The organism is Streptomyces sp. NPDC002403 (assembly GCF_053593015.1).
Genome location: NZ_JBSFBQ010000007.1, coordinates 1 through 16,304, shown reverse-complemented (window position 1 = coordinate 16,304; position 16,304 = coordinate 1). Strand labels below are relative to the sequence as shown.

At 71.3% G+C, this 16,304-nt stretch carries 17 protein-coding genes and 1 pseudogene; 3 read left to right on the top strand and 15 right to left on the bottom strand.

Features of this window, described 5'->3' with window-relative positions; all coding sequences use genetic code 11:
• The first annotated feature begins 272 nt into the window (after positions 1–272).
• Positions 273–905, top strand: coding sequence for a DsbA family protein (locus tag ACWCPY_RS10815; RefSeq protein WP_451263979.1), 633 nt, complete (start codon positions 273–275; stop codon positions 903–905).
• A gap of 12 nt (positions 906–917) precedes the next feature.
• On the opposite strand, the gene ACWCPY_RS10810 is transcribed toward ACWCPY_RS10815, so the two are convergent.
• The 14 genes from ACWCPY_RS10810 to ACWCPY_RS10745 all read right to left on the bottom strand — a co-directional run bounded on the left by ACWCPY_RS10810 (position 918) and on the right by ACWCPY_RS10745 (position 14,416).
• The gene (locus ACWCPY_RS10810) at positions 918–1,682 is read right to left on the bottom strand and encodes a sirohydrochlorin chelatase (protein ID WP_451263978.1); all 765 of its coding nucleotides are present in this window, start codon (positions 1,680–1,682) and stop codon (positions 918–920) included.
• Positions 1,683–1,690: 8 nt separating this feature from the next.
• Positions 1,691–2,581, bottom strand: a complete 891-nt coding sequence (locus ACWCPY_RS10805; RefSeq protein ID WP_451263977.1) for an ABC transporter permease — start codon at positions 2,579–2,581, stop codon at positions 1,691–1,693.
• Positions 2,568–3,359 carry an ABC transporter ATP-binding protein gene (locus tag ACWCPY_RS10800; RefSeq protein WP_451263976.1) on the bottom strand — a complete coding sequence of 264 codons (792 nt, stop codon included), beginning with the start codon at positions 3,357–3,359 and terminating at the stop codon, positions 2,568–2,570. Before ACWCPY_RS10800 ends, ACWCPY_RS10805 begins: the two co-directional genes overlap by 14 nt.
• 36 nt (positions 3,360–3,395) lie before the next feature.
• Positions 3,396–4,511 (bottom strand): aliphatic sulfonate ABC transporter substrate-binding protein, encoded by a 1,116-nt coding sequence (locus ACWCPY_RS10795; RefSeq protein ID WP_451263975.1) that lies wholly within the window; start codon positions 4,509–4,511, stop codon positions 3,396–3,398.
• Between the two features lie 234 nt (positions 4,512–4,745).
• Entirely contained in the window at positions 4,746–6,077 is a 1,332-nt protein-coding gene (locus tag ACWCPY_RS10790) for a sulfate adenylyltransferase subunit 1 (protein WP_451263974.1), read from the bottom strand.
• Positions 6,078–7,013 carry a sulfate adenylyltransferase subunit CysD gene (gene cysD / locus ACWCPY_RS10785; protein ID WP_072486023.1) on the bottom strand — a complete coding sequence of 312 codons (936 nt, stop codon included), beginning with the start codon at positions 7,011–7,013 and terminating at the stop codon, positions 6,078–6,080.
• Entirely contained in the window at positions 7,010–7,555 is a 546-nt protein-coding gene (gene cysC / locus ACWCPY_RS10780; RefSeq protein ID WP_266428495.1) for an adenylyl-sulfate kinase, read from the bottom strand. The genes cysD and cysC overlap by 4 nt, the downstream gene beginning before the upstream one ends.
• Before the next feature lie 23 nt (positions 7,556–7,578).
• Entirely contained in the window at positions 7,579–8,280 is a 702-nt protein-coding gene (locus ACWCPY_RS10775) for a phosphoadenylyl-sulfate reductase (protein WP_451263973.1), read from the bottom strand.
• Positions 8,277–8,456 (bottom strand): hypothetical protein, encoded by a 180-nt coding sequence (locus ACWCPY_RS10770; RefSeq protein WP_388585710.1) that lies wholly within the window; start codon positions 8,454–8,456, stop codon positions 8,277–8,279. Before ACWCPY_RS10770 ends, ACWCPY_RS10775 begins: the two co-directional genes overlap by 4 nt.
• On the bottom strand, positions 8,453–10,150 hold the full coding sequence (locus tag ACWCPY_RS10765) for a nitrite/sulfite reductase (RefSeq protein WP_451263972.1): 1,698 nt from the start codon (positions 10,148–10,150) through the stop codon (positions 8,453–8,455). The genes ACWCPY_RS10770 and ACWCPY_RS10765 overlap by 4 nt, the downstream gene beginning before the upstream one ends.
• Positions 10,151–10,265: 115 nt before the next feature.
• The gene (locus ACWCPY_RS10760) at positions 10,266–10,349 is read right to left on the bottom strand and encodes a putative leader peptide (protein WP_317864749.1); all 84 of its coding nucleotides are present in this window, start codon (positions 10,347–10,349) and stop codon (positions 10,266–10,268) included.
• 190 nt (positions 10,350–10,539) lie between these two features.
• Complete coding sequence (locus ACWCPY_RS10755; protein ID WP_451263971.1) at positions 10,540–11,136, bottom strand: GNAT family N-acetyltransferase; 597 nt, start codon at positions 11,134–11,136, stop codon at positions 10,540–10,542.
• A gap of 91 nt (positions 11,137–11,227) precedes the next feature.
• Entirely contained in the window at positions 11,228–12,520 is a 1,293-nt protein-coding gene (locus ACWCPY_RS10750) for a GAF domain-containing protein (RefSeq protein WP_451263970.1), read from the bottom strand.
• A gap of 258 nt (positions 12,521–12,778) precedes the next feature.
• Positions 12,779–14,416: an acyl-CoA dehydrogenase family protein gene (locus ACWCPY_RS10745; protein WP_451263969.1), complete on the bottom strand. Its 1,638-nt coding sequence runs from the start codon at positions 14,414–14,416 to the stop codon at positions 12,779–12,781.
• A gap of 101 nt (positions 14,417–14,517) precedes the next feature.
• Here ACWCPY_RS10745 and ACWCPY_RS10740 point away from each other — a divergent pair, with 101 nt between their 5' ends.
• Positions 14,518–15,639, top strand: coding sequence for a YihY/virulence factor BrkB family protein (locus ACWCPY_RS10740; RefSeq protein WP_451263968.1), 1,122 nt, complete (start codon positions 14,518–14,520; stop codon positions 15,637–15,639).
• Positions 15,640–15,673: 34 nt separating this feature from the next.
• Here ACWCPY_RS10740 and ACWCPY_RS10735 read toward each other — a convergent pair whose 3' ends face one another.
• Positions 15,674–16,066, bottom strand: coding sequence for a CU044_2847 family protein (locus tag ACWCPY_RS10735; RefSeq protein WP_451263967.1), 393 nt, complete (start codon positions 16,064–16,066; stop codon positions 15,674–15,676).
• A gap of 51 nt (positions 16,067–16,117) precedes the next feature.
• Between ACWCPY_RS10735 and ACWCPY_RS10730 the strand changes: the two are divergent.
• Positions 16,118–16,304 (top strand): annotated as a pseudogene (locus ACWCPY_RS10730) (hypothetical protein); the annotation flags it as partial.

The window sequence follows — 16,304 nt, the reverse complement described above, 5'->3', positions numbered from 1 at the left end:
CCCTCGACCCCGGGGGCCCGGCGAGTCATGGAGGGCCCGGGTCGGTCGGCAGCGACCGGGCGAGGTGCGCGACCGCCCGGTCGGGGTCCGCCAGCGCGTCGGTGACGTCCTGGCCGGCCCGGCGCCGCATCCGGACACGGAAGGCGCGACCAGTGCCTCGACGGTCGGCATCCGGGGATGCTGCCGCCCGCCCTTCCGGGCCCGAAGTGGCCCAGTCGAAACGTCGTCCAATGGCCCGGGACCACGTGCCAATCCATGTCTAGGCTCGACCCATGACCACATCGCACACACCGGAACAGAGCCGGACCGCCGTCGACTTCTACTTCGACCCGGCATGCCCGTTCGCCTGGATCACCTCCCGCTGGATGCTGGAGGTGGAGCAGCGGCGCGACATCGATCTCCGCTTCCGCGTCATGAGCCTCTTCCTGCACAACACCGGCAATGAACTCCCCGACTGGTACCGGGAGCTGGTCGACAAGTCGATCGGCCCGGTACGGGTCGCGGTCGCGGCGGCCGAGGCCCACGGCGACGGGGTGCTCCGCGATCTCTACACCGCGATGGGCGTCCGTATCCACCAGAAGAAGAACGAGGACTTCGACGAGGTGATCGCCGAGTCCCTCGCGGAGCTCGGCCTGCCCGCCGGGCTCGCCGCCGCCGCGCACTCCCAGGCGTACGACGACGCGCTGCGGCGCAGCCACGACGCCGGAAAGGACCCGGAGGCGGACGGCTACGTCGGTACGCCCACGATCCATGTCGACGGTGCCGTGTGGTTCGGGCCCGTGCTGCGGGCGGCACCGCGTGGCGAGGAGGCCGGGCGCGTCTTCGACAGCTTCCGGGTGCTCGCCGGGAATCCGGACCTCTTCGAACTCAAGCGGACCCGCACGGGCAGCCTGGACGTGGGGTGAGCGGGCGCCGCGTCACGCGGTGAGCGCCGCGGTCCGGGCCGCCGGCACCCGGGCCCCGTCGTACCGGTTCAGCAGCAGCCGCGCCAACTCCGGTGAGGCGCCGAGCACATCGGCCAGCACGTCCGCGCCGGCCGCCCCTTCGGCGATCCGGTCCGGGAGCCGGCCGGGAGCGATGACGTAGGGCGCCACCGCGACCCGGCGCACCCCTTCGTCCCGCAGGGCCCGTACCGCGTCCTCGGTGCGCGGGAACCCGGCGGGAGATGTGGCGGAGGCGAACGCAGGCCGCACGGAACACCAACCGGTGTGCCGCAGCTCCCGCGCGATTTCAGCGATCACTGCGATCGCCTCCGGGTCTGTGGAGCCCGCCGAGGCCAGGACGAGCCCGGTCGAACTCCGGTCGCCGGGACGGATCCCGGCTTCGTGCAGCCGCCGTTCCAGCGCCGAGTTCAGCAGGGGTGACGGGCCGAGCACCCCGGCCTGCCGGACCCGCAGCCGGGGCAGTCTGCTCCGGGCCTCGCGCAGCACCGTGGGGATGTCGGACTTGGCGTGGAAGGCCCGGGTGAGGAGCAGGGGGAGCGCGACGACGTCCTGCGCCCCCTGCGCGGCCAGCCGCTCCAGGACCTGCGGTACCGACGGCGCGTTGAAGTCGAGGAAACCCGTCGCCACGCGCAGCCCGGGCCGCAGCGACCGCACCCGCGCGGTGAGCGCGTGCACGGTCGCCGCGTGCCGCGGGTCGCGGCTGCCGTGGGCGATGACGAGAAGTACCGGAGCGGTCATGGTCGTACTCAGCTCCTGACGAGGAGGCCGCGGCCGCGCAGCACCCAGCGCTCCAGCGGACTGAAGATCAGCAGGTCGATCGCGATGCCGACGGTGAGGATCAGGATGATGGCGAGGAACACCATCGACATGCTGCTGGTCTCCCGGCCCTGCTCCAGCAACTGCCCCAGGCCCACCCCCAGATCGGGCGAGGAGGCGATGATCTCGGCGGCCATCAGCGAACGCCAGGAGAACGCCCAGCCCTGCTTCAGCCCCGCCAGGTAGCCGGGCAGCGCGGCCGGCAGCACGATGTGCCAGGTGCCGCGGAGCCCGGTGGCGCCCAGCGTCTTCCCGGTCCGCAGATGCAGCGGCGGGATCTGGTCGACGCCCGCGACCAGTCCGTTGGCGATCGACGGGACCGCGCCCAGCAGGATCACCGCGTACATCATCCTGTCGTCGAGCCCCAGCCAGATCACCGCGGGGGGCACCCAGGCGACCGACGGCAGCGACTGGAGCCCGGAGAGCACCGGCCCGATCGCCGCGCGGACCAGCTTGACGCGCGAGACCAGCAGCCCGAGCGGGGTACCGATGGCCAGTGCCAGCAGGAAGCCGAGCAGACCGCGCGAGACGCTGGTCCAGATGTAGCCGAGCAGGGTGCCCTGCGCCCAGGCGTTGGTCACCTCGTCCCACACCTGGGACGGCGACGGCAGCTTGTAGTCGTCGGTGACCTGCGCCCAGATCAGGATCTGCCAGACGGCGAGCACCAGGACCACCGCCACGACGGGCGGCAGCACCTTGCGCACCAGCACCTCGCGGACCGGGGTGCGGCTCACCCGTACGGCGTCGAGGGCGTCCAGCCCGGCCTCCAGGCCCGCCAGGTCCTGGGCGGTGTCCTGGGCGGCGGTCTCAGTGCTGGCCATGTCGGCGGATCTCCCCACGCAGTTGTTCGGTGATCTCCACGGACAGCTCGGCCACCGCGGTGTCCTCGATGCGGCGCGGCTGCTCGATGTCGACCGTCCACTCCCGGGCGATCCGGCCCGGCCGCGACGACAGCAGGACGACCCGCTCGGCGAGCCGGACCGCCTCGCGCACGTTGTGCGTGACGAAGAGGACCGAGACGTCCGTCTCGCGCCAGATCCGGGTCAGCTCGTCGTGCAGCACATCCCGGGTGATGGCGTCGAGTGCGGCGAACGGCTCGTCCATCAGCAGCAGTTGACTGTCCTGGGCGAGCGCGCGGGCCATCGCCACCCGCTGCCGCATGCCGCCCGAGAGCTCGTGCACCCGCTTCCCGTACGCCCCGCCGAGCCGTACGAGTTCGAGCAGCCGCTCCGCCTCGGCGCGGCGGTCGGACCTGGGTACGCCGCGCAGCCGCAGCGCGAGTTCGATGTTCTTGCCCGCGGTCAGCCACGGGAAGAGGGCGTGCTCCTGGAACATCAGGGCCGGCCGCCCGCCGGGGGTCTCGATGGACCCCGCGGTCGGGCGGTCGAGTCTGGCCACCAGGTTGAGCAGGGTCGACTTGCCGCACCCGGAGGCGCCCAGGAGGGTGACGAACTCGCCGGGAGCGACATCGAGTGTGATGTCGTCCAGGACGAGCTGCTGCCCCTCCGGTCCGCCGAAGGACTTCGAGACGTGGTCGATGCGGGCGGCGTGCCCGACCGCCGTACGGTCCTCGGCCTCGGTGAGCGTGGTGGTCGCCATGGTCGTCACCTCCTGGGATCCTTTCCGGGTGCCGGATTACTTGACGCCGAGACCGGCGTCGGCGACCTCGGGCTTGCCCGCGGCCTTGAGGATCTTGTTCAGCGGCTTCAGGTCGTAGATGCCCGTCAGGTCCGTCTGCTCCAGCAGTCCCGCCTTCACCGCGTGCTCGGCCTCGGTGTCGAGCGTGGCGGCCAGCGGGTCGTCGATGAACCGGATCGACTTCCACGCCGGGTCGAGGACCTCGGGCGGCAGCTCCTTGCCGGACAGCGTCTTGAGCGCGGCGTTGGCGGAGGCCTTCGCCTTGTCCGGGTTGGCGTTGATCCACGCGTTGGTGTCGACGGTGCCGCGCAGCACCGCCTCGACGACGTCCGGGTGCTCGGTCAGGAACTTCTGCGACACGATGATGTTCGTGATGACGAACTTGTTGTCCGGCCACAGCGTCGACTCGTCGAGGAGCACCTTGGCGCCCTGCGCGACCAGCTTGGAGGCGGTCGGCTCGGGGGCCCAGGCGCCGTCGATGGAACCGGACTTGTAGGCGTCCGGCGTCACCTTGTTGTCCGTACGGACCACGGAGACGTCGCCCTTGCCGCTGTTGGCGTCGACCTTCCAGCCCTTCTCGGATATCCAGTTGAGGAAGGCGACGTCCTGGGTGTTGCCGAGCTGCGGGGTGGCGATCTTCTTGCCCTTGAGGTCGTCCAGGGTCTTGATCTTCTTCGGGTCGACGACCAGTTTCACGCCGCCGGACGCCGAACCGCCGATGATCCTCAGGCTCTTGCCCTTGGACTTGGTGTAGCCGTTGATGGCGGGCGAGGGGCCGATGAAGCCGATGTCGATCGAGCCCGCGTTGAGTGCCTCGATCTCGGAGGGACCGGCGTTGAACGTCGACGGCTTGACCGTCGTGGAGCCGAGCTCCTTGGCGATGATGCCTTCCTGGATGCCGACCAGGGCGGTCGCGTGGGTGAGGTTCGGGAAGTAGCCGATCTTCACGGTGTCCGCGGAGAGCTTCTTGCCGCCGGCGGCGACGTCCGCCTTCTCGGCGTCGTCCTGCTTCGCCTCGGAGCCGTAGCCGCAGGCGGTGAGCGCGAGGGCGAGCAGCGGCAGGGCGGCGACGGCGGCCAGGGCGCGGCGCGGCGTGGTACGGGGGGCAGACACGGGAGGCTTTCCTCTCGTCGGCCCGGTCCTCGCGTCCCGGTCGATCACGGGGACGCGGCCGGGAGGTCGGCAGGTCTTCGTCTGAACTGGCTGTGCGGGCGGAGCGGTTGGGCGCGCAGGCGGTGCGCGTACGTCATCGCGCACATCGCGCGACCCCGCCCTGGCCGCTGCCGAGGGCGCCGCTGCCGATGCGGCCGCCCTCCTTCGCGAACGTGGAGTAGATGTCGATGGTCATCAGAAGTCCCATCCGGCGTCGTCCGCGGCGGCCTCGGGCCCGTCCGCGGCGGCGAACGAGGCGCCCGCCATCCCGGCCGTCAGCGTGGTGCCGTCCGCGGGGTCGATCAGCAGGAACGATCCGGTGCGCCGGGAGTCCGCGTACGCGTCGAGCGCGAGCGGCTCCGCGGTGCGGACGACGACCCGGCCGATGTCGTTGGCGACGAGCCGGCCGGGCGCCGGGTGCTGGGAGAGGTCGTCCAGCGTGAGGCGCGAGGGGATGTCCTTGACGATCGCCTTGACCGTGCGGGTGGTGTGCTTGAGCAGCACCCGCTGGCCGACGGCGAGCGGCTGGTCGGCGACGTGGCAGACGGTCGCCTCGACGTCCTGGGTGACGGCCGGCGCGTCGTCGGCCGGTGCGATCAGGTCACCGCGCGAGATGTCGATGTCGTCGGCCAGCCGGAGGGTCACCGACTGGGGCGCCCAGGCGATGTCCACGCTCTCGCCGAGCGCGTCGATCCCGGCGATCGTCGACGTACGGCCGGAGGGGAGGACGGTGACGGCCTCGCCCACCCGGAACGCGCCGGCGGCGATCTGACCGGCGTAGCCCCGGTAGTCGGGGTGCTCGGCGGTCTGCGGCCGGATCACGTACTGGACCGGGAAGCGGGCGTGGCAGGTGGTGAGGTCATGGCTGACCGGCACCGTCTCCAGGTGCTCCAGCACCGTCGGCCCGCCGTACCAGTCCATGTGCGCGGACGGCTCCACGACGTTGTCACCGGCCAGTGCGGAGATCGGGATCGCGGTGATCTCCGGGACGCCGAGCGAGGCGGCGTACGCGGTGAACTCCTCGGCGATGGCGGCGAACACCGGCTCCGCGTAGTCGACCAGGTCCATCTTGTTGACGGCCAGCACCACGTGCGGAACCCGCAGCAGCGCGGCGACCGCGGCGTGCCGTCGGGTCTGCTCGACGACGCCGTTGCGGGCGTCGACCAGGACGACGGCCAGCTCGGCCGTCGAGGCGCCGGTCACCATGTTCCGGGTGTACTGCACGTGCCCCGGGGTGTCGGCCAGGATGAACCGGCGGCGCGGCGTCGCGAAGTAGCGGTAGGCGACATCGATGGTGATGCCCTGCTCGCGCTCGGCCCGCAGGCCGTCGGTCAGCAGCGCCAGGTCGGGTGCCTCCTGGCCCCGGTTGCGCGAGGCGTGCTCGACGGCCTCCAGCTGGTCGGTCAGGACCGACTTGGAGTCGTGCAGCAGACGTCCCACGAGGGTGGACTTGCCGTCGTCGACGGATCCCGCGGTGGCGAACCGCAGCAGGGTGGTGGCCGACAACTGCTCGGCTGTGGTGGTCATTTAGAAGTACCCCTCGCGCTTGCGGTCTTCCATCGCGGCCTCGGACATCTTGTCGTCGGCACGCGTCGCGCCCCGCTCGGTGAGCCGGGAGGCGGCGATCTCGGTGATCACGTCGTCCAGCGTCGTCGCGTCCGAGTCGACGGCGCCGGTGCACGACATGTCGCCGACGGTGCGGTAGCGCACCTGCCGGGTCTCGACCCGCTCGCCCTCCTTGGGGCCGCCCCAGTCGCCCGCGGTCAGCCACATTCCGGAGCGGCTGAAGACCTCGCGCTCATGGGCGAAGTAGATCTCCGGGAGCTCGATGCCCTCGCGCGCGATGTACTGCCAGACGTCCAGCTCGGTCCAGTTGGAGATCGGGAAGACCCGGACGTGCTCGCCGGGGGCGTGCCGGCCGTTGTAGAGCTGCCACAGCTCGGGGCGCTGGCGGCGCGGGTCCCACTGGGAGAACTCGTCGCGCAGCGAGAAGACCCGCTCCTTGGCGCGGGCCTTCTCCTCGTCCCGGCGCCCGCCGCCGAACACGGCGTCGAAGCGGTGCTGCTGGATCGCCTCGGTCAGCGGCACGGTCTGCAGCGGGTTGCGGGTGCCGTCCGGGCGCTCGCGGAGCTTCCCGGCGTCGATGTACTCCTGTACGGAGGCGACATGGAGCCGCAGCCCGTGCCGGGCCACCGTGCGGTCGCGGTACTCCAGCACCTCGGGGAAGTTGTGCCCGGTGTCCACGTGCAGCAGCGTGAACGGCACCGGCGCGGGCGCGAACGCCTTGAGCGCCAGATGCAGCATCACGATGGAGTCCTTGCCGCCGGAGAACAGGATCACCGGCCGCTCGAACTCGCCCGCCACCTCGCGGAAGATGTGCACGGCCTCGGACTCCAGGGAGTCCAGGTGGCTGAGTGCGTACGGGTTGCCGGTGCCTTCCTGCACGGTCGCGACGGTCGTCATGCCGCACCCCTCTCGCTCAGCAGCGCGTAGAGCTCCGCCGCGGACTCCTGGACGGTCTGCCGGTGCGACTCGATCCGCAGGTCCGGCGACTCGGGCGCCTCGTACGGGTCGTCGACCCCGGTGAGCCCGCTGATCTCGCCCGCCGCCTGCTTGGCGTAGAGCCCCTTCACATCGCGTTCGGAGCACACCTCGACCGGGGTCGCGACATGCACCTCCAGGTACGCGGTGCCCTCGGTCTGGTGCCGCTTGCGTACCGCGTCCCGGCTGTCCGCGTACGGGGCGATGACCGGGACCAGCACCTTCACGCCGTTGGCCGCCAGCAGCTCGGCGACGAAGCCGATGCGCTGGACGTTGGTGTGGCGGTCCTCGCGGGAGAAGCCGAGACCCGCGGAGAGGAACTCCCGGATCTCGTCCCCGTCGAGCACCTCCACGCGGTGGCCCTCGCCGCGCAGCCGCCCGGCGAGTTCGTACGCGATGGTGGTCTTGCCCGCGCTCGGCAGACCGGTCAGCCAGATGGTGGCTCCCGTCTCCGTCACGCTCATCGAAGTCTCCTGATCAGTCGTCATCACTCGTGCAGCCCGCACTCGGTCTTGCCCCGGCCGGCCCAGCGTCCGGCGCGGACGTCCTCGCCCTCCAGCACCCGGCGGGTGCAGGGCGCGCAGCCCACGGAGGCGTAGCCGTCCATCAGCAGCGGGTTGGTGAGTACGCCGTGCTCCGCGACGTACGCGTCGGCGTCGTCCTGCGTCCAGCGGGCGATCGGCGAGATCTTCACCTTCTGCCGCTTCGCGTCCCAGCCCACGACCGGGGTGTTCGCCCGGGTGGGGGACTCGTCGCGGCGCAGTCCGGTCGCCCAGGCCGTGTATCCCGTCAGGCCCTCCTGGAGGGGCTTGACCTTGCGCAGCGCGCAGCACAGGTCGGGGTCGCGGTCGTGCAGCTTCGGCCCGTACTCGGCGTCCTGCTCGGCCACGGTCTGCCGGGGGGTCAGCGTGATGACGTTGACGTCCATCACGGCCTCGACCGCGTCACGCGTGCCGATCGTCTCCGGGAAGTGGTAGCCGGTGTCGAGGAAGACCACGTCGACGCCGGGGAGGACGCGCGAGGCGAGGTGCGCGACGACCGCGTCCTCCATGGAGGAGGTGACGCAGAACTTCCCGCCGAAGGTGTCGGCGGCCCACTTCAGGATCTCCGGCGCCGAGGCGTCCTCCAGTTCACGGCCGGCCCGCGCGGCCAGGGTCTCAAGGTCTTCGGTCCGCAGAGCCCGAGTCATGTCCCGTCCCCTTCGACGTCGTTGCGCCGCAGTCCCCGGGTCAGCAGGCCCAGGAACTTGAGCTGGAACGCGCGGTTGCAGGAGGCACATTCCCAGGCGCCGTGGCCGCTCTCGTGCGGGCGCAGGTCCTCGTCCCCGCAGTACGGGCAGTGGAACGGTGCGGCGCGCTCGCTCATGACAGCGACTCCGCACTCGCCCGCGCCGCCCAGGCCGCGAACCGCTCGCCGTCCTCGCGCTCCTCCTGGAACCGGCCCAGGACCCGCTCGACGTAGTCGGGCAGCTCGGCCGAAGTGACCTTCAGGCCGCGGACCTTGCGGCCGAACCCGGCCTCCAGGCCCAGGGCGCCGCCCAGGTGCACCTGATAACCCTCGACCTGGTTGCCGTCCTCGTCCAGCACGAGCTGGCCCTTGAGGCCGATGTCGGCGGTCTGGATGCGGGCGCACGCGTTGGGGCAGCCGTTGAGGTTGATGGTGAGCGGCTCGTCGAAGTCCGGCAGGCGGCGCTCCAGTTCGTCGATGAGCGCCGCGCCGCGCGCCTTCGTCTCGACGATCGCCAGCTTGCAGAACTCGATGCCGGTGCAGGCCATCGTGCCGCGCCTGAACGGCGAGGGCCGTACCTGGAAGTCGAGCGCCTCCAGCCCGGCGACCAGGGAGTCCACCTGGTCCTGCGCCACATCGAGGATGATCATCTTCTGCTCGACGGTGGTGCGCAGCCGGTCCGAGCCGTGTGCGGCGGCCAGGTCGGCGATCTTGGCGAGCGTGGAGCCGTCCACCCGGCCGACCCGGGGGGCGAAACCGACGTAGAAGCGGCCGTCCTGCTGCTGGTGCACACCCACGTGGTCGCGCCAGCGGCTGGTGGGCTGCTCGGGTGCGGGGCCGTCGGTCAGCGGACGCTTCAGGTACTCGTCCTCCAGCACCTGGCGGAACTTCGCCGGGCCCCAGTCGGCCATCAGGAACTTCAGCCGGGCGCGGTTGCGCAGCCGCCGGTATCCGTAGTCGCGGAAGATGCCGACGACTCCGGCCCAGACGTCCGGAACCTCGTCGAGCGGCACCCATGCCTCCAGCCGCTCGGCGAGCCGCGGGTTGGTGGAGAGCCCGCCACCGACCCAGACGTCGAAGCCCGGACCGTGCTCGGGGTGGACCACGCCGACGAACGCGATGTCGTTGATCTCGTGGACCACGTCCTGCACCGGCGAACCGGAGATCGCGGTCTTGAACTTGCGCGGCAGGTTGGAGAATTCCTTGTTGCCGATGTACCGGTCGTGGATCTCGTCGACGGCGGGCGTGCCGTCGATGATCTCGTCGGCGGCGATGCCGGCCACGGGGGAGCCGATGATCACACGGGGGCAGTCGCCGCACGCCTCGGTGGTGGAGAGCCCGACGGCCTCCAGCTTCTCCCAGATCGCCGGGACGTCCTCGATGCGGATCCAGTGCAGCTGGATGTTCTGCCGGTCGGTGATGTCCGCGGTGCCGCGCGCGTACTCCTGCGAGATCTCGCCGATCACCCGCAGCTGTGCGGTGGTCAGCCGGCCGCCGTCGATCCGGACCCGCAGCATGAAGTACCTGTCGTCCAGCTCCTCCGGCTCCAGGATCGCGGTCTTGCCGCCGTCGATCCCGGGCTTGCGCTGGGTGTAGAGACCCCACCAGCGCATCCGGCCGCGGAGATCGTTGGGGTCGATCGAGTCGAAGCCGCGCTTGGAGTAGATCGTCTCAATGCGCGTCCGCACATTGAGACCGTCGTCGTCCTTCTTGAACTGCTCATTGCCGTTGAGAGGAGTGTGGTGCCCCACGGCCCACTGGCCTTCGCCACGGTGGCGTCCGGCCTTGCGGCGAGGCGTGGTGGTCGCAGGCTGTTCCGGGGTAGCGGCCATGACAGTACGTCCTTCGGGACTGCAGGAGGGCGGCTCTGAACTGCACACTCGCGTCAAGGCGCGGCGGTGCGCAGGGATTGCAGAGAAAAAGGGGAGCGCGGCGGTGCTGGGACTCTCAGCTCGCCGGACAGATGGCGCTGGACACGCGGCCGAGGTCGACGTGGCGTCGACTCACCAAGGCAATTCCGGTTCCAGGCATGACGGAAGCGTGGCACGCGTATCTCGGGCCAGTCCACCACTATCCAAGATGTGGACGAGAGTGTCCCGCATCGCGAGATGCTGTGGTGCTCGTCACCCGGGACACCCGGGCCGCCTCGCCCGTAATAGCCGCAATCCCCCCACTTGTCGCCGGTGGCCTCACCGCGGGCGGAGGGCTGCCGCCCGTCCCGTCACCGCCCGGCCCCCGGCCACGGCCCCGGCGTCGCCGCCTCCGGCTCCAGCTCCACCTTCGTGTCGAAGAGCCGGAAGCCGCGCCGCAGATAGTTGTCCATGGCGTGCGGGCCGTCCTTGGAACAGGTGTGCAGCCACACCCGCTTCGTCGGCGTCCGCTCCGGCCAGCGCTCCGCCAGGTCCCAGGCACGCGCGGCCCCGAACGAGAGCAGATGACCGCCTATCCGCCGCCCCCGGAAAGCCGGAATCAGCCCGAAGTACATGATCTCGACCGCGCCCTCGTCCTGCGGGTCCAGCTCGATGTAGCCCGCCGGGGTGCCGTTCTCGTACGCCACCCAGGTCTCGGCCCCCGGCCGGTCCAGGGCCTCCTGCCACTGCGCGTACGTCATGCCGAGCCGGTCCGTCCACCGGATGTCGCCGCCGACCGCCGTGTAGAGGAACCGGCTGAACTCGGGAAGCGGAATCTGTGACCGCACGATCCGCACATCGCCCTCGGGGACCGCGGCGGGCCGCAGGTCGTCGGGGGAGGTCTGCTCCAGGGACCAGATGGTCACCTCGGTGGTGGCGGGCGCGGCGGCGGGTACGGAGTTGCTCATGGCTGCCAGGGAACCACGCCCCGCCGCCCGCGCCAAAGCCGGTCCCGAGGCGCGGACCGCGGACCGCGGACCGGACCGGAACCGGAACCGGCTACGAGGTACCCCGGTCGCCCGTCCGCGCCCTGACCACCACCGGGGCCGTCGAGTGCGGCAGCAGATCGGCCGGGTCGTCCGGGTGGATCACCTCCACCTCGATGTCCTCGCCGAAGCGGTACGGGCGGTGCGCGAGCACCTGGGCGAGGTGGCGGCGCATCCGGGAGACCTCCGCCCGCACCGTCACCGTCCGGGTCGCGTCGCCGAAGATGTCCTGGGCGAGCTCGGACGCCGTACGCCCCTCGCGGTGCAGCGCCAGGGTGTACAGCAGCTCCGCGTGGCGCGGCGAGAGCCGCTGCGTCCAGGTGCCCACCGCGCCCACCACATTGACCGTGAGACCGCGGGGCCGGCTCAGATCCAGCACCACCCGTTGCGGCGCCCCGTCCGAGGGCCCGTCCGCGACCTGCAGCAGCCAGCCGCCGGGCAGCGGCTCCACCCGGCACATGCCGAGCGACGGCAGCCACACCCGGCCCGGCCGCAACGACTTGGGCAGCGGCAGCCGGTCGACCGGCGGCATCCCGGTCACCGCGGCGAGCCAGCCGTGGGTGTCCACCGCCAGGGCCCGCCCGCCCAGCCGGCACACCAGCGGTGCCGCCACCGAGCGCAGCCGGTCGATCGCCTGCAGATGCCGGTTCCTGATCTCGCTCTCCGCGAGCCTGGCGACCGAACTGACCAGGGCGAGCGTCGTCGGATGGAACGTCGACGCGGGACCGCTCATGTCGACGATCCCCATCACCTTGCCGTCCCGCGGGTCACGGACCGGGGCCGCCGCACACGTCCAGTTGTGCAGGGTGCGGACGAAGTGCTCCGAGGAATGGACCTGGACCGGGACACGGGAGACCAGCGCCGTACCGATCGCGTTCGTCCCCGTGCTCTCCTCCGCCCAGGCCGCGCCCTCCGCCAGACAGACCTCGTCCGCCCGGCGCAGCACCGTCGCGTTGCCCCGGCGCCACAGCACCCGGCACTCCACATCGGTGACCACCATGATCTGCCGGGCGGCGTCGGCCAGGGCGACCAGACCGTCGTTCAGCAGCGGCATCACCTCGCCCAGTGTCGAGACCCGGCGCCGGTGCTCGATCTCGTCCACGCCCAGCAGCTCGCTCTCGGTGGACTGGTCCGGATCCATGCCGCTGCGCAGCACCCGGTCCCACGAGGCACCGATCTCGGCCCGCGGCGAGACCGGCCGGCGTTCACCGGCGAGCCTGGCCTCCCTGGCCCGGTGGACCAGGCGGGTGGCCTCCGCGGACTGCCGGGCATCCGTTGGTGTCACCCCGAAGGCACTTGTCTCCACTCCGGTTTCCCCCACATCCCAGGCCGGCTCGACGATCCACGGGCCCCATCCTGCCGCCGAGAGGAGGCGGGCACCGCACACTCCGCACAATGGTTGCAACCCTTTGCAACTCTGGCGAGGGGGTGGAGGTCCGTACGAGAGTGGTGGAACGCCGTGCGGCGGAGCCTGCGCTCCACTGTCCGGTGTGCACAGCATGGAGGGTGGTGCCGTGTCGGCGCAGCACCACCCTCCGATGCCGTGCACGGGAAACGGGCCCCGCTAATCCGCGACCGGCCGCGCCCGTTCGACGACCGAGGCCAGATCGAGGCTGTGCGGCAGCGTGCCGAAGGCCGCGCCCCGGTCCCCGCCCAGCCGCGACGCGCAGAACGCGTCGGCCACCTCCGGCGGCGCCCACCGCACCAGCAGCGACCCCTGGAGCACCAGCGCCATCCGCTCGGCCAGCCGGCGGGCCCGCGCCTCGATCCCGTTCAGATCGGCGAGCTCCGTCAGCATGTCCTTGATCGCCCCGTCCAGCCGGTGATCGGCCCCGCGCGCCCTGCCGACCTCCTGGAGGAACGCGTTCAGGGCCATCGGCTCACGCCGCAGCGCCCGCAGCACGTCCAGCGCCTGCACATTGCCCGAGCCCTCCCAGATCGAGTTGAGCGGCGCCTCGCGCAGCAGCCGGGGCATGCCGGACTCCTCGACGTAGCCGTTGCCGCCGAGACACTCCAGCGCCTCGGCCACCACCGGCGTGCACTGCTTGGTCACCCAGTACTTCGCCGCGGGCACCGCGATCCGCAGGAAGGCCCGCTCGCTCTCCGAGCCGTCGTCGTACGCCGCCGCCAGCCGCATCGCCAGCACCGTCGCGGCCTCCGACTCCAGCGCCAGATCGGCCAGCACATTGCGCATCAGCGGCTTCTCGACCAGCACCCCGCCGAACACGCTGCGGTACGTGCAGTGGTGGATCGCCTGCGCCACCGCCTGCCGCATCAGCGCCGCCGAACCGATCACGCAGTCCAGCCGGGTCGCCGCCACCATCCCGAAGACGGTGCGCACCCCGCGCCCCTCCTCGCCGACCCGGCGCGCCCACGTACCGTCGAACTCGACCTCGGCCGACGCGTTCGACCGGTTGCCCAGCTTGTCCTTGAGCCGCTGGATCGCGAAGGCGTTGCGGGTGCCGTCGGGCAGGACCCGGGGCAGCAGAAAACAGGTCAGTCCGCCCGGTGCCTGCGCCAGCACCAGGAATCCGTCGGACATCGGCGCCGAGCAGAACCACTTGTGCCCGGTGAGCAGGTACTCGCCCGCCGCGGCAAGCGGCTCGGCGCGGGTCGTGTTCGACCGTACGTCCGTGCCGCCCTGCTTCTCCGTCAGTCCCATCCCGAGGAGCACCCCGGCCTTGCGCGCGGCGGGCCGCAGCCCCCGCTCGTACACCGTCGAGGTGAGCAGCGGCTCCCACTCGGCGGCCAGTGCCGGATCGGTGCGCAGCGTGGGCACCGCCGCGTGCGTCATCGACAGCGGGCAGCCGTGCCCCGCCTCGACCTGCGTCCACACGAGGAAGCCGGCCGCCCGCCGCACATGACCGCCGGGCCGGCCCCAGGCATTGGTCAGGCCCGCGCCGACCGCGTGGCCGAGCAGCCGGTGCCAGGCCGGGTGGAACCCGACCTCGTCGATGCGGTGGCCGTAGCGGTCGTGGGTACGCAGCACCGGCGGATCAGCGTTCGCCTGCGCGCCCCACTCCTGCGCCTGCGCGGAGCCCGCGGACCTGCCCAGCTCACCGAGCTCGCCCCGGACTTCGGCCAGGAGCCCGGGTGACGTGTGACGTCGCACCGCCTCGGTGAGCGCCCGGTCGGCGGCGAAGACGTCGTAGCCGGTGAGCGGCGGTACCTGGTTGGACACGGTGTGGGTGGTGGCTGCCATGCCGATACGGTAAGGACGTGCAGGCAGCAAATGAAACACCCGAGCGGCCGGGTCGGCTCCACCGAGCCCGAGTTCTCTACCGCAACGTATCCAAGCGGCAGATGGCCTGGCAGTTGCTCAAGGACACGGTCAACTCGTGCATGGAGTACCGCATTCTCGGGCTCGCCGCCGAGGCGGCGTTCTTCACCCTGCTCTCCCTGCCGCCCCTGCTGCTCGGCCTGATCGGGCTGCTCGGCTACGTCGACGAGTGGACCAGCACCACCACGGTCGCCTCCATCGAGCGCAACATCCTCAACGCCGCGCAGACCGTGCTCAGCGAGCGGGGCGTCAACGACTTCGCCAAGCCGCTCCTGGCGGACGTCACCACCGGCGCCCGGCCCGATGTCATCTCGATCGGCTTCGCGATCGCGCTCTGGTCCGGTTCCCGCGCGGTCAACGTCTTCATCGACACGATCACCGTGATGTACGGCCTCGACGGCCAGCGCGGCATCGTCAAGACGCGGCTGCTCTCCTTCCTGCTGTACGTCGTCGCGCTGCTGCTCGGCTCCGTGGTGCTGCCGCTGCTGGTCGTCGGACCGGACAGGGTCGTGGAGTTCGTCCCGTGGGGCACCGAGCTCATAAGCGTCCTGTACTGGCCGCTGGTGATCCTGCTGTCGATCGCGTTCCTGACCACGCTCTACCACGTGTCCGTGCCGGTCCGTTCGCCGTGGATCGAAGACATGCCGGGTGCGCTGGTGGCGCTCGCGATGTGGGTGCTCGGCAGCTTCCTGCTGCGGATCTATCTCACCAGTACGGTCGAGGGGCCCACGATCTACGGCTCGCTGGCGGCCCCGATCGCCGTCCTGCTGTGGATCGGCATCTCCGCGTTCGCGGTACTGGTGGGAGCGGCGGTGAACGCTGCCATCGACCGGGTGTGGCCCTCGCTGGCGACGGCCGCCGCCCGCGCGGCCAACGACCGGGTGCGCGCGGCCCAGGCGGCGGAGTTCGTCGCCCGGACGCAGGCGGGGAACCAGGACGACGAGGACCGGTACGACGATGACGACGACGAGGACGACGAGGGTGACAGCCCCTACATGCCGTCCGAATTCCCCGAGCGCTGGTCGAAGTTCCTGCCGCCGGACGACGTGAGGTCCAGGCTCCAGCCGAGCCGCGACAAGGAGCCGGACAAATCGAACCAGGGCAAGCCGAACGCCGACGAGCGGGATGACGAGTCCGACGGCTGAGCGGCTTTCGCGGCTGCGACCGCCGCGGCGGTCGCTATGGCGCGGGTGCGGGCGCCGGAACGACCGGAGCCGCTGGTTCCGCCGGAGTCGCCGGTTCCGCCGGTGTCGCGCCGGGGGACCAGGACAGCTTGACCACCATGTGGCCCTCGACGGCGCTCTTCGCGATCACGGCCCCCGCCTCCGCCGTGATCTTCACCCCGAATTCGAGCTCCACACCGTCCGGCTTCAGGGCGCCGTCCCGGAACACCGCGAGGGCGGACTCGGCCGCCGAACGGATTCCGGTGAGGGCGCTGTCGAAGGTGCGCCCGGCCCTGGCCAGGGTGTTGTCGTCGCCCAGCGCCACCAGCTGCGCGCCCTGCGTGTGACGGTCGACCTCGACCGTCACCGTCGCACCGTTGTCGGTGGTGAACTCCATCAGTGCCGTCATGACCGCCCCGGGAAGCCGATTGCCTTCGCCGACGAGATTAGCGTGTGAGGCATGGGCGACAGGTACGAAGAGCGGACATCGCGTTTCGACGGTGCGATCGTGTGGACATTGAGCATGCCGGAGGGCACGGTCCACCCGGTGCTGCCGCGGCCCGCCCGGGCGCCGAGGAGCCTGCGTACGCACCCGGTCGAACAGTGGCAGGTCAACGGCCCCGCCCCGCGCCGCTCGATCCGGACGG

Excerpts from the sequence above, each read along its gene's own strand:
- ACWCPY_RS10815 (WP_451263979.1), top strand. The coding sequence starts at position 273 with ATGACCACATCGCACACACCGGAACAGAGCCGGACCGCCGTCGACTTC.
- ACWCPY_RS10810 (WP_451263978.1), bottom strand. The coding sequence starts at position 1,682 with ATGACCGCTCCGGTACTTCTCGTCATCGCCCACGGCAGCCGCGACCCG.
- ACWCPY_RS10805 (WP_451263977.1), bottom strand. The coding sequence starts at position 2,581 with ATGGCCAGCACTGAGACCGCCGCCCAGGACACCGCCCAGGACCTGGCG.
- ACWCPY_RS10800 (WP_451263976.1), bottom strand. The coding sequence starts at position 3,359 with ATGGCGACCACCACGCTCACCGAGGCCGAGGACCGTACGGCGGTCGGG.
- ACWCPY_RS10790 (WP_451263974.1), bottom strand. The coding sequence starts at position 6,077 with ATGACCACCACAGCCGAGCAGTTGTCGGCCACCACCCTGCTGCGGTTC.
- cysD (WP_072486023.1), bottom strand. The coding sequence starts at position 7,013 with ATGACGACCGTCGCGACCGTGCAGGAAGGCACCGGCAACCCGTACGCA.
- cysC (WP_266428495.1), bottom strand. The coding sequence starts at position 7,555 with ATGAGCGTGACGGAGACGGGAGCCACCATCTGGCTGACCGGTCTGCCG.
- ACWCPY_RS10775 (WP_451263973.1), bottom strand. The coding sequence starts at position 8,280 with ATGACTCGGGCTCTGCGGACCGAAGACCTTGAGACCCTGGCCGCGCGG.
- ACWCPY_RS10770 (WP_388585710.1), bottom strand. The coding sequence starts at position 8,456 with ATGAGCGAGCGCGCCGCACCGTTCCACTGCCCGTACTGCGGGGACGAG.
- ACWCPY_RS10765 (WP_451263972.1), bottom strand. The coding sequence starts at position 10,150 with ATGGCCGCTACCCCGGAACAGCCTGCGACCACCACGCCTCGCCGCAAG.
- ACWCPY_RS10760 (WP_317864749.1), bottom strand. The coding sequence starts at position 10,349 with ATGCCTGGAACCGGAATTGCCTTGGTGAGTCGACGCCACGTCGACCTC.
- ACWCPY_RS10755 (WP_451263971.1), bottom strand. The coding sequence starts at position 11,136 with ATGAGCAACTCCGTACCCGCCGCCGCGCCCGCCACCACCGAGGTGACC.
- ACWCPY_RS10745 (WP_451263969.1), bottom strand. The coding sequence starts at position 14,416 with ATGGCAGCCACCACCCACACCGTGTCCAACCAGGTACCGCCGCTCACC.
- ACWCPY_RS10740 (WP_451263968.1), top strand. The coding sequence starts at position 14,518 with ATGGCCTGGCAGTTGCTCAAGGACACGGTCAACTCGTGCATGGAGTAC.
- ACWCPY_RS10735 (WP_451263967.1), bottom strand. The coding sequence starts at position 16,066 with ATGACGGCACTGATGGAGTTCACCACCGACAACGGTGCGACGGTGACG.